Origin of the sequence: Mesorhizobium sp. M0701 (assembly GCF_040320365.1) — a bacterium.
Taxonomy (GTDB): domain Bacteria; phylum Pseudomonadota; class Alphaproteobacteria; order Rhizobiales; family Rhizobiaceae; genus Mesorhizobium.
This window is the reverse complement of sequence record NZ_JAMYPO010000038.1, coordinates 51,834-63,886: the sequence shown is the minus strand read 5'-3', so window position 1 is coordinate 63,886 and position 12,053 is coordinate 51,834. Positions and strand designations below refer to the sequence as shown.

General features: G+C 60.9%; 9 protein-coding genes. 4 read left to right on the top strand and 5 right to left on the bottom strand.

Features of this window, described 5'->3' with window-relative positions; all coding sequences use genetic code 11:
• Positions 1-214: 214 nt before the first annotated feature.
• From NKI24_RS27440 to NKI24_RS27430, 3 genes are all read left to right on the top strand, one after another.
• The gene (locus tag NKI24_RS27440) at positions 215-1,297 is read left to right on the top strand and encodes a sensor histidine kinase (protein WP_352746819.1); all 1,083 of its coding nucleotides are present in this window, start codon (positions 215-217) and stop codon (positions 1,295-1,297) included.
• Positions 1,298-1,635: 338 nt separating this feature from the next.
• Complete coding sequence (locus NKI24_RS27435; protein WP_352637703.1) at positions 1,636-2,856, top strand: OmpA family protein; 1,221 nt, start codon at positions 1,636-1,638, stop codon at positions 2,854-2,856.
• 11 nt (positions 2,857-2,867) lie between these two features.
• Complete coding sequence (locus tag NKI24_RS27430) at positions 2,868-4,118, top strand: caspase family protein (RefSeq protein WP_352746824.1); 1,251 nt, start codon at positions 2,868-2,870, stop codon at positions 4,116-4,118.
• Positions 4,119-4,192: 74 nt separating this feature from the next.
• Here NKI24_RS27430 and NKI24_RS27425 read toward each other — a convergent pair whose 3' ends face one another.
• On the bottom strand, positions 4,193-4,717 hold the full coding sequence (locus tag NKI24_RS27425) for a DUF6931 family protein (RefSeq protein WP_352749871.1): 525 nt from the start codon (positions 4,715-4,717) through the stop codon (positions 4,193-4,195).
• 256 nt (positions 4,718-4,973) lie between these two features.
• Between NKI24_RS27425 and NKI24_RS27420 the strand changes: the two genes are divergently transcribed.
• On the top strand, positions 4,974-5,504 hold the full coding sequence (locus tag NKI24_RS27420) for an OmpA family protein (protein WP_352453871.1): 531 nt from the start codon (positions 4,974-4,976) through the stop codon (positions 5,502-5,504).
• 215 nt (positions 5,505-5,719) lie between these two features.
• Here the strand turns inward: NKI24_RS27420 and NKI24_RS27415 are convergent, their stop codons facing one another.
• The 4 genes from NKI24_RS27415 to NKI24_RS27400 all read right to left on the bottom strand — a co-directional run bounded on the left by NKI24_RS27415 (position 5,720) and on the right by NKI24_RS27400 (position 12,049).
• The gene (locus tag NKI24_RS27415; RefSeq protein WP_352746830.1) at positions 5,720-6,085 is read right to left on the bottom strand and encodes a peptidoglycan-binding domain-containing protein; all 366 of its coding nucleotides are present in this window, start codon (positions 6,083-6,085) and stop codon (positions 5,720-5,722) included.
• A gap of 425 nt (positions 6,086-6,510) precedes the next feature.
• Positions 6,511-8,844, bottom strand: coding sequence for a M23 family metallopeptidase (locus tag NKI24_RS27410; protein WP_352749868.1), 2,334 nt, complete (start codon positions 8,842-8,844; stop codon positions 6,511-6,513).
• Entirely contained in the window at positions 8,841-9,251 is a 411-nt protein-coding gene (locus NKI24_RS27405) for a DUF1036 domain-containing protein (protein ID WP_352452797.1), read from the bottom strand. Before NKI24_RS27405 ends, NKI24_RS27410 begins: the two co-directional genes overlap by 4 nt.
• Before the next feature lie 107 nt (positions 9,252-9,358).
• The gene (locus NKI24_RS27400) at positions 9,359-12,049 is read right to left on the bottom strand and encodes a serine/threonine-protein kinase (RefSeq protein ID WP_352746835.1); all 2,691 of its coding nucleotides are present in this window, start codon (positions 12,047-12,049) and stop codon (positions 9,359-9,361) included.
• Positions 12,050-12,053 lie beyond the last annotated feature (4 nt).

The following is a 12,053-nucleotide window of genomic DNA, read 5'->3' as shown; positions in this document are numbered from 1 at the left end:
CACTTGCCGCGGGGGCCGCCTCACCCCTTCAAGGGCCCAAGGCGTGGCACCCGGCGCCTGCCGCTCTCCTTCGGCCGGTCGCAATCTTAGACGTATGGCCGTTGCGCACGACGCAAGCTTGTTGTCAGGTGCATGACGCGGTGCGTCAAATGCAGCTTTGGCGATGGCGGGCGCGCTGCATTGTTGATATTGTCCGCACGGAACAGGCGCGCAAATGACACCGGATTCAGAAAAGGCCGAGGCGGTCGAGCAGTTGCTTGATACACCTGACCTTGCAACCGCACTGGAAAGCGAACAGTTCAAAAAATTCCTTGACCAGGTGCCGATCGCCATTGCCGTTGCGAACCTGGCCGCTGAGGAGCGCGTAGTCTACGCCAACCCGGAATTCGAGAAACTGTCAGGCCTGACGGCCGCTAGGCTCACACGAAGAAACTGGGCAGTCCTTTTGGGCAAAGGCCTCCACGAGCAGAAGGACCGGCCACTTGCCGAGGCCGTGGTCGAGGAAACCGATTTTGTCGGCACCTACAGGCTGGAACGCAACGAGGATAAGCCGACGATCGTCGATGTTTATTCCAATGTGATCGAGGACGACAACGGCAAGATGTGCTTCCGGCTGGTGGCGCTGGTCGACGTATCGGCCCATGGCGAGGCGGGAGATGAGCGCTCGGTGGAGGAGCTTGTCAGCGAGAAAGACACACTGCTGCGCGAACTGCAGCACCGGGTGAAGAACAACCTACAGATGATCACCGCACTGATCCGGCTGGAAAGCCGCAACGCGACCGAGGCCGACCGGAGACGGTTTGAGCGGCTTGCCGGTCGCGTCGACGCTCTGGCGATCCTCTACCAGACGCTAACGGCCGACGAGCCGAAAGAGGAGGTCGATCTTGGCGTCTATCTCAGCCAGATCGCGTCCGCGGTGATGAGCTCGCATGCAGTCGAGGGGATCCGCCTAGATATGAAGGTGGATACATATCCCGTGTCAATAAACGTCGCCATGCCGGCGGGACTGGTCGTCAACGAATTGCTGACCAATTCACTAAAGCATGCGTTCCGGGGGCGCGACGGCGGCACGATAACACTGCACAGCGTCGTCGATGGCGACGGCTGCCGGGTTATAGTGGCGGACGACGGAATCGGCCTGCCGGAAGGCGAGGTGTGGCCCAAGCCAGGCAAGCTCGGAGCGCTGATCGCGCGATCGCTGACCGAGAACGCCAAGGCGCAGCTAGCTGTCGAGTCCAGCGCCAACAAAGGAACGAAGGTGACCATCGTTTTCAAGCGGACGGCGGCAGCAAGCTAAACGATTGCCGTCGAACATGGCAGGCGGGCGGCTGGCTTCATGTCGCGGCTTTGGGCAGGTGCCTGCAAATAGGCCCGGACGCGCTTCGCGGCCTGCTTCACATGGTCGAAATCTTCAATCGAAGAGCCGCCAGCTGCATTCCGCGGGAGAAGCAGGATGGAGTAAGCCGGGCGTTTCCCTCGCTTGGCTGGTCCAGCGTGATCCGGCTTCAAGACAGCGGCAGGTAGCGCAGCGAATATTCTCCAATCAGCTCCATTGTTCGCCAACAAGACTGCTTGTTCGCGCAACACCATTTTGCCGGAGTTCCGCAGCCCGGGACCTGAGCGGAATTTACACCGTTGCGGTCGATTGGCCGATGCTCGCCAAGCCTTGACAATTGTTCTATGCTCTCCTTGGCACGGCATGGTGGTGATTGCGACACGGAAGGCTGTTGTCCTGGTGGGGGTTCAATGTTCGAAGTCGTCGGAGACTGGCGGAAAACGGGCTCGAGAAGCTGGCTAGCCCTAAACACCCTTGGCTTGATCGTCGCGCTATCGGTGCTGTTATTGCCTGGGCTGGAAAGCGCGAATGCACAGACGAATTGGACACTCGACCCGACGGCCTCCGTGCTCACCTACCAGTCGGTCAAGAAGAACACGATCGTCGAAACCAACAAGATCAGGAACATAGCCGGCACCCTTTCTTCGACGGGTGAGGCCAAGATCACCTTCGACCTCAACTCTGTCGACACGGGTGTCGACCTTCGCAATGTCCGCATGCGGTTCCTTTTCTTTGAGACATTCAAGTATCCGTCCGCCGAACTGACCGCAAAAGTTGACCCTGCCGCATTTGCCGACCTGGCGACCAAGCGAAGGGTCAAGGCAGTGCTGCCATTCCGCCTCAATCTGCACGGGGTCGACAAGGATTTCGAGGCCAATATCGTCGTGACCATGATTAGCGACAGCATGGTCTCCGTCGCTTCGGAGACGCCTGTTGCCGTACATGTCGAAGACTTCGGACTGCTGCCGAATGTCGACAAGCTACAGCAGGCCGCCAATGTGACCAACATTGTTCCGACCGCTTCCGTGTCTTTCGATTTCGTTTTCAACGCCGGCGGCAGCAAGCCCGCGGCCGTGCAGACGATCGCTGCAAGTACTGCCGACGTCGGCCCCGTCGCCACCGATGCCGCGAAAGCGAATTTCAGTGATGAGGAGTGCCTCAACCGGTTCGCGGTGCTCTCCCGCACTGGGGCCATCTACTTTCGGTCGGCGAGCGCGCGGCTCGACAACCAAAGCCGTCCGCTGCTGGCAGAGGTGGTTGGCGTGGTCGGCAAGTGCCCCCGCCTGAAGGTAGAGGTTTCCGGCCACACCGATTCCGATGGTTCGCCTGTAACCAACAAGCTGCTGTCGGAGCGCAGGGCCCAGGCCGTTGCCGATGCCATTGTTGCCGCGGGTATTGCACGAACGCAGATCACGGCAACCGGGTATGGCGAGGAGCGGCCCGTTGCGGCCAACGATACGCCGAAGAACAAGGCGCTTAACCGGCGGATCGAGTTTTCCGCCACCAAGCTCGTCAACTGAGGAAGGACCTCTTGTTCCGGTGGGGCTTCGATCTGATTGCCTGTTTTGGCAGTACCCTGCGCGCGATCGGACTGGTGACACTCTCGCTATTGTTGACATTGACGGCGGCCAATGCGGAACGCCGTGTTGCTCTAGTCCTTGGCAACTCCCAGTACCAGCATGCGCCGGCGCTGACCAACCCGGTCCGCGACGCGCAGGCTGTTGCCGATCGCCTTGCGAAGTTGGACTTTGAAGTCGTCTCCGGTTTCGATCTGACCAAATTGCAGACCCAGACGACGATTGCGCAGTTCGCAAAGCAGGTTCGCGGCGCCGACATTGCCCTTTTCTTTTACGCCGGCCACGGTTTGCAGGTTTCAGGCAGCAACTACCTGCTTCCGGTCGATGCCGCATTGGAAGACGAGACCTCGCTTGATTTCGAGGCGGTGCCTGTCGAGTTCGTTTTGCGGCAAATGTCGCGCGAGACCAGTATAAGACTGATTTTCCTCGATGCCTGTCGCGACAATCCCTTGGCCGAAGTGTTGGCAAAGGCCGCCGGCGTCAAGGGAGCGAGAAGCGGGCTTGCCGAAATCCCGATCGAGAATGGCGGTGCGGGTACGCTGGTCGCCTTTTCCACCAGTCCCAATCAGGTCGCCTATGACGGATCGAGCGAACATTCGCCGTTCACGTCCGCGTTGCTTGCCCATATCGGGGCTTCGAACATCTCCATCACCGACGCGATGAACATGGTCACCGCCGATGTTTTCAAAGCAACCGCCGGCAAGCAGCGCCCGTGGATCAATGTCTCGCTGACCACCGAGGTCGTTTTGCACAGAGTCGATCTCAACGCGCCGCTGATCGTCGGCGAAGCGACCGCTCCGCAACAACCGCAAGGCGGCTCGGGGCGCAACGCCACCGCAAATTCGTCAGGCGACGATGAGGCACAGCTTGCGCTTAATGTCCTGCGGCAGAAAATCCCGAAACTGGCTTCGGACGATCCGATTTTTTTCGACCGACCTATCTATTTTGGAGACCCAGCAATCGACGGCAAGAGTATCGCCGAGCTGATCACGGGCAAGCCGCTCTTCACTCCCGTGGAAGGGCTCGACAAGGCGGTGTGGGAGGGCAAGCACTGCAACGGCTGCCATGAGTGGAATGAGGATCGGCTATGCGAACAGGCGAAAAATTTCGCCGCCAACGATGTCTCCGTTCTACGCCTGCAACATCCGCTTGGGACACGCTTCAAGGTGGCGCTGGCCAAATGGGCGCAAGGCGGCTGCAAGTGAGATCTGGGCCCTTCGGTTCGAACACCCCTGGCCAAACAAGACGATGGAGCTGCGTCTATTGGAATGGTTCGGGTCTAATATGCATCCGCCGATTGGCGCTGCGCCTCGATGTCGGCCAACTGGAGGCCCATTTCGACAAAGGCGGAGAGAACGGCAAAGCGGTCCGCCAGTGCGACGCGCGCCAGCCCTGCTAGAACACCGGCATTGACTGCATGGGCGGCAGAATGTCGCGGCAAGGCCGTTGGCGCGGCTGCGCCGACGACAGATCCGGCAACGCCAAAACCATTGTCACGCCATTCCGCAGCCAAGGCAATCCAGGCGCCCGGCGTTGCCGGCGGGGTTGCCGCAGCCTCGCTCACTGCGGCGCGATGGCGGGGACTGTCCGGTTCGCTGACCCAGTCGCGAACAAGCGCGAGCAGCTCTTGATCTGCCTTATCGAGCAGTTCGCTCAGATGCCCCAGGCATTCATGGGCCCACCAGACCGCAGCCCGATCAGGAAGCAGGTAGGCACAAAACGTGATCGCCTCTTCGGGAATGGGCCCGGCGAGGAGATCGCGGCAAAACTCGATCGAACGCTGCTCGGTTGGAAGGGCTCTCATGTCTCTGGCGACAGCGGGACAAGCCACAAAAAGATCCCGTGCCGTTTTGAATCGGAGCCCATTGGCCATGACGCCACGCTTTCATCGAGGACCAGTCGGTACTCAAGCCCCCGGCGTGGCGCCGGTCAAGTCTCAACTCGTGGTGACGGAGATCGGCCGACACAGCCACGGGCTCGTCGTTTATTGACAGACAAGTGCGTGGGAATTCGGTATATTCACGCTTGGTAATATCGGATGCTCAACAGGAGTAACCGCTATGCGGTGGGCCAGTTTACCCTTGGTGTTGGCGGTCGTGGCTTTCTCGACCCATGTTTCCGCCGACCCTATCCAGAAATCAGAAGACATCGTCAAGTTTTTTGCTGGCGCGGCCGACCTCGGCAAGTCTCGGGGGATTTGTGTCGGCACCGAGGAGCAGTGCAAGACCAAGGCAAAAGACGGGCCGGCCGACAAATCCAGTCTCGACATGCTGATCAATTTCGGGCTGGATTCGGCCGAACTCGACGCGACCGCACGCGCTGAACTCGAGGAGTATGCCAAGGCTCTGAAGGACAGCCGGATCAGTACTTTCCACTTCGTCGTCGAAGGCTACACCGACGCTTCCGGTCCGGAGCACTACAATGAGCGGCTGTCGCAGCGACGAGCGCAGTCGGTGACGTCCTTCCTCACATCCAGTGGCATCGAGGCTGACCGCATCAACGCAATCGGGTTGGGCGAAACGCATCCGCGTAGCTCCAATCCATACGACGCCGTCAACCGCCGCGTGGAAATGCGTATAAAGGCCGAGTAGCGTACGCTGGTGCATGCCGCCAGAAACTGTGCAGCAGTGCGTCAGGAACTGCGCGGCAAGCCCAGCGGCAGGCCAGGCGAATAGGCTTGGAACGACCCCGGTCAGTTCTTGAGCACGCGGCCCACCATCACACCGGAGCAGGATCCGTCCGCCGCACCATGGTCTTGCGCAACCGCTGTTTCTGAACGACCTGTTGTTGTTGCGACGTTTCTGCGTCACCCGACCGCTGGGTGCGGACGCTCTGCGCAACCTGCTTTTTCGGCTGCGTTGCACGGGCTTGATCGGCGCATATCCGGCACGCACGGCTCCATCATCGGATCTGTCTGAACCTCGAGGAATGCCAATTGCTCGCGCGTCAGATACGTGGTCGGCGGAAGACCATTCTTCCCTTGCCAGATGCCGATTGCCCGGCGGGTCTGCGGACCTATGTTTCCGTCTATGCGGCCCAGTCCGTTGCCCAACCCCTCGATGCGCAGTTGCAGGTCGATGCGGCTCTGGCGGTCAAGACAGATCGTACTTTCTGTCAAGTCGGGGCCCGCTGTTTGCTTCACCTCGTCCGAAACGCCGACCGATGTGCGCACCGCAGAGCCGGAGCTGTCATTCGCCTGGTCCTCATCGCGCGCCGCGATGTCGCAAGCGACATCATCCTGACCAAACGCCGGCAGCCGGTTTCAAGCGCCCGCTTTGCGGGCGATCCTGCTTTTAAGCCCGTCAAGGTTTTGCCACCGACCGTGTGCCAGAGCGTCTCCAACTTGCCGCCTCGAAGGAGGCCCTGTAGCTCACGGAGCCGGGTCCTGCTTTTCCTTCCGCCGTCGCAGCGAACTCTATTTTGCACGTGTTAGGTCTTTTCAGCGACAGGTCGCTTCAACCCGAAAATGGCCGTGGCGTATGTGAACTTGGCCACGGTTCGAAAGTGCGCAGAGGTCGAAGTACAGCACTCGTTGGACGGAAAGCCGGTCGTCTGCGTGCACCGAAGCGGTTACGATTTGCCGCGCCATGCACAGGTTCAAAGCGCATTCTGAACAGAGCTCAGCATCGCCGTGATCGCCTGTTTGTACTTTGCGAACTCGGGCGACGTCTGCCGGACCTCCGTGGTGGTCGTCGTCTGCTGACCCGCCGTGGTTGTGGCTGGGCTCAGCTTGCGACCCATCTTTCTTTCGGCCCAGTCCGCGACATAGCTGGCGGTCTTGCCCGTCAGAAAGGGATTGGCCTGAATGACGGCTGACCCGAGCACGGCGCTCAATTGCGCCGAACCCGATGCCGACAGCACCTGATGCGCGCCCTCCATGCCGAGAAAGTGGCAGAGATAGAGCCGGCCGGCTGTGATCTGGTGGCCGCGCGTCCGAAGATAGGCTTCGCCTTCTCGCGCCAGATTGCGAACCATCTCGCGCGAGATCGTGGCGTCGTATCGCAGGGCGAGCAGGTCGGCAGTCGAGAGTGTGCGTGCAAGTTCGGGGCGGTAAGTGTTCATCATCCGGATCCAGGTCTTTGTGATGAATTGGCCGGCGCCGGTCGCTGAAGAATTTGGGTTCTTGGCACGGGCGCTGCCGCCACTTTCGACATGAACGATACGGTCGGTGAGCGTTTCCACGGCGGAAAGATCCGAAGCGACCGCGGTAACCGTGCCCAGTGGGTCGATCGCCGCGCCATTCTGATAGAGTTCGAAATGCAAATGCGGTCCGGTCGAAAGGCCGGTGGTGCCGATATAGCCAATGATGTCGCCAGCCTTCACCTTGGTGCCGACGCCGCCCTCGATTGCGAATTTCTGCATATGAGCGTAGCGCGTCTCGCGCCCGTTTCCGTGCGAAATCTTGACCAGATTGCCATAGCCGCCCCCATCGCCCTGGAAGCTGATTTCGCCATCGAAGGCGGCTGCGATCGGCGTGCCGACCGGCGCCGCCCAATCGACGCCCTTGTGGATGCGAACGGTGCCTAGAATTGGATGCTTGCGCGGCCCGAAGGTCGAGGTCAAGACCCCGTTGACCGGTGTGACCATGCCGTTGGTGACCGTCAGCGAGCGGACCTGATCGTCGCCTGTCACGCATGCAAACTGGCCATCGCCCTGCTGGAAGACGAAACAGTCGAGACTTTTTGTCGTGCCCTGGACACCCACATATAGCACCCGCCCGGCGCCTTCGTCCTTGCCGCGCGGCGTCTGCGAATAGATCAGTACAAGACGCTGGTCCTCGCTTGCGAAAGCGTCCAGATCCTGTCCTCTCGACAGATACATGATCGCTTCGCCGATCACGCCGGTCGGAACGCTGTTGCGTGCCGCTGTCGAGTAAATCGCGTCGAGCAAACGATACTGCCTTTTGTGTGCGCCTTCTTCCGGCGCACCCGAGTAGTTGAACAAATCTTCGCGTACCCAGGGATCAGCCCCCGAGACGAACACGCCTGCGGCATCACGCGTCAGCGTCCCGACAAAAACGTTCTTGGCGTAGATCGACACCTGCATGAGGGACATTGTTGTCGTCTCGCGGTTGGGTCGGTATCCACGCAGGGCGACGACATAACCCGGTTCCAGGCCGTCCCGGCTAAAGAGCGCCTTCAGGGCCTCGCCTGCCAGCCTGGCGTCGTCGGCGGAGAAATGCGCATCGAGCGCAACGCTGTCCAGACTGCGACTGTTGAGGATCTTCACGAAAGTGTCTTCGGTGGCCTCGAACCGCTGATATTCATTCGTGACAGTTGCGACGCTGGTGTTGTTTTCGATCTGGGTCTTCTGGAATGCGGGAAGGGCTGCGTCGCCTGCATCGATTGTTTCACCCCAGCCGGCTTCGGGATCATCGGTGTCGGCCTGTTGATCCGAAGCCGGCGCGAGCTCACCCGCGGCAGGAGATGGCTCAAGATCGTTCTGCAAATCGCTGGAGGGCGCGGGGGCGGTCTTTCGTTGCGCCTGGAAGAATGCAAAATCCTCCTGCGTCGACGGTATCGTCGTCATGAATTTTTCGCTGGCGCTAAGCATGACGTCGAACAGGAACTCGATCTGTGGCGAAACCCCTGCCGGGTCGAGTTCTGCCGGACGCGGAATCACGCGGCCTTTCGTTGCTGCGCCGTTATCGGGTGCGAGCGTGATCCACATAGGGTCCCCCGCCAGGCCGATAATCGCAGGCACATAGACAGATGCATCGGCCGGCACATCGTCGGCTCCTTCTACCGCGCGCAACTCCTCGTCTTCGTCGCCAAATGACCAATAGTCCGCGGTGAGGTAGAAGCCGACGGCGATCGAACACAGGAAAATCAAGGCCAAGCCTGCAATGAGCCGGCGCCAAAGTGCGCGCCGGCGAAGGGCGGCGCGCGCCTGCTTTTTCGCCTTGAAGCTGGTGTCGATGGCGTGCGTCACGGACTGCTTCCGGTCAGGAAAAACGTCCACCGCACCTGTTCAAGCGTATCGACTTCAACAAATCGCGCCGCGATATGGCCGCGCTGCCAGCACTCGTCGATGCCGCGTATCGAGAACCGTCGACGCTCGATGCACATTTCGGTCGACCCGGTCAGGATCGCGTGGCCAAAAACGTCCGTGGCGTAGATGTAGATGAAGCGGTTCGTCAGTTCGTCTCGAACGACGTTTACGCACTGATTTGCGCCGATCGTCCACCAGCCATCGGTCTGGTCGGCATTGTCGATTGTCTGGCCGACGGCGAGGTTGACGACGTCGAGTGTCTGATTGCAGACCGTGAATTCGGCGCGCGCTTCATTGCATGAGAGCACGGCCAGGAGTGCCGCGCCCGAAACGACCGCAAGCCTCATGCGGCCTGTCAAGATATGCAAGGCTCGAAACCGATCGCTCTGCTTTACGGGCAGGCCGTCAGACGAGCGGGGCAAACGCGAGCGGCAGAGTTCCATTGCACGCCATACTACCCGCCGAGCCGGAAATATTTGGCATTGGCCGAGAACTGAGATCCGTTGGTCTCGATTTCTTCGAGAATTTTGGGCAACAGTTGCGAGGCCGGCGTTGGCGTAGAAAACGCAGCCGCCTGAATGTCCTGGGGGCCGGTGATCACCATAATGATCTGCGGTACGGCCTTGCCTGCAGCCCTGTCGGCGGCGCCGAGGCCGATCGGGATGCTGAAGGTGGCCTTGTCCGACTGTACGACCATGCGGTCGTCGAGGTTGAACATCATGCCTTTGTGGTCGATCAACAGCACGCTGGAAATGAGCCCGCCATGCGTCACCAGCGTGCCGCTGATCGGCGTGCCGTTCGGCACCGATGTTCGATCGAGAACCAGCTGCGGCTTGACGACTGCAGTCTGGCCCAGAAAGCGCAGGAAGTTGGTGACTTCGCACTGGGGCGGCTCGATGAGGCGCACGCTTATGTCCGGTTCAACGTGGAACTTTGCCTGGAAATCAGTCAACATTTGTTCGAATGGATGAACCGCCGTTCCAAATCCTTCGATGGCCGCCGTCTTGTCGGTTATCGACGTGACGGCCGCATAGAAACAGTCGCCGCCGCTGAAGTCGCGAACCCACGAGACCCGTTGCGCTACGTCGTCGATGACCGGAGGAACTTCCAGCTTGGGCACGTTCAAGGCGACCGTGGCCTGGTCTGGCTGTCTGGCGGCCGGCTGGTCGGCCTGCTGCCCCTTTGCGCTCATCGCATCTGCCTGGCCTGCAGCCGGCTCGGGAAAGGGCGCGGCCGATTTCGCCTCCGCCGGCTGGCTTGCCTGTCGTTCAGGCTTTTGGCTCACCGCGACATCGGGTTGGGGGGCTGGCGGCGTTAAAGCTTTTTCGGCTGGTGGAGCGATTGGAGCGATCTTGCCAAGCGGGGGAGGCGTCTTCGGGCTGTCGCCGGCCGCGATGTCGGGCTGAACTGCCGGCGACATTTTTTCGGCCGGCGGCTGTGCCGCGCTTGCTGACGATTTCGGTGTTTCCCTGGCTTGCAGGGGGATCTTGGCGGGCTCTGCCGGCTGCGGCTTTTGGCTTTCGGCGACGTCGGGCCGCGGCGCTTGCGGCGTTGACGTTTTTTCGGCTGGTGTTGGAGCTGGAACGAGCTTGTCAGGCGGCGGAAGCGTTGTCGGGCTGGCGTTGGCAGCGGTATCGGGCTGAATTGCCGGCGCTACGTTTTCGGCCGGCGGCAGCGCTGCGCTAGCTGATGGCTTCGGGGCTTCCCCGGTTTGTGGGAGTATCTTGGGCGACTCTGGCGGTTGCGGCTTTTGAGGCGCAGCCGCCTCTGCCTGATTTTTAGTTGGCGATGCGGTGGTCTGCGTTCGCGGCTGCGCGGGTGGAGCTAGCTCTGGCGGCTTAGGAGCGTTCGCAACATTATCCGTCGCGACCGGCTTTGATGCCTCTGGTGCGGGCTCTGATGGTTCTGGGGCAGATAGCGATGTCGTGCCGGCGCTCGGCGTGGTAGGCGTCATAAAACCGCTGACATAGAGGCCAGCAACCGCGGCGAGAGCCAGCGTCGCGAAGGCAGATATCGCGATGATTCGGGTCTTTGTGGACTTTCCAGGCCTGCCACGTGCGACCGCGCGTGGCGGGCTGGCGACTGCTGAAGGCCGCCGCGGTTCGGACAGCAGCGCAGGCCGGACATGCGGGACGAAGCGCTGCCCACCTGAACTTGCCGTCGCAGGCGCGTCACGCCCCAAATCATAGGAAGGCTGGGCCTTGGACTCAGGCGCAAGTGTTTGCCCCGCTCGTGGCAAACCCGGCCGATCGCGGGTCGGGACGAACGTTGGTGGCGTTGTCCCTTCGTCCTCGTCACGCGTCATTCTGGCGATTTCCGCCATGCTCACCGGGCGGTCTCGCGGATCCGGCTGCAGCATGGCTTCAAGAATGCCACGAAAATCGTCCTCGATGTCGGACAGGTCGGGCACGGTCCGGCGCTTTTCGATGATCTCGAATTGCGACCCGCTCATGTCGATCGGCTTCCCGCGCAGAGCGGCAACCAGCACCAGCCCCAGGCTGTAGATGTCGGATTGCTCGCTGACGTCGCCGCTGTACAGCCCCAGCTGTTCGGGCGAAACGTAGTTGTACTTTCCCGCGAATTTTCCGCCGATCAGGGTCTCCCCGCCGACGGTCGCCGATCGCGCAATACCGAAATCGATGATCTTGGCGTGGTCGACTCTACCCCCTGGCAAGATGATGTTATCGGGCGAGAGGTCGCGGTGAATTGCTCCCGCTTGATGCACGGCGCTCAGACCCGACGTGAGGCGATGGCAGAGCTTGCGTACCTCTTCAGTCGGCATCGGGCCACGTCGCATGATGTCGTACAGCGACTCGCCGTCGACAAATTCCATGGCAAGGTAGGGACGGCCGATGCCTGGATCGATGGTGAAGACGTGATATCGCACGACCGCATCATGCGACAGGTGATTGAGGATTGACGCTTCCTTGCGGAACAAGGACAAGATCGTCGGGTCGCGGGCAAATTCGGGCAGGACGATCTTGATCGCGACGTGGTCGCCAGTCTGGATGTTGTGGCCACGGTAGACCTCGCCCATGCCACCGAATGCGATCCGCTCGTCAAGTTCGTAGATGCCGCTGAGTTGCGTGCCGACGGCGGTATTGGCCAGCTGCGGCGATATTCGCGTCTTGTCGTCGGCGCTCATCAGC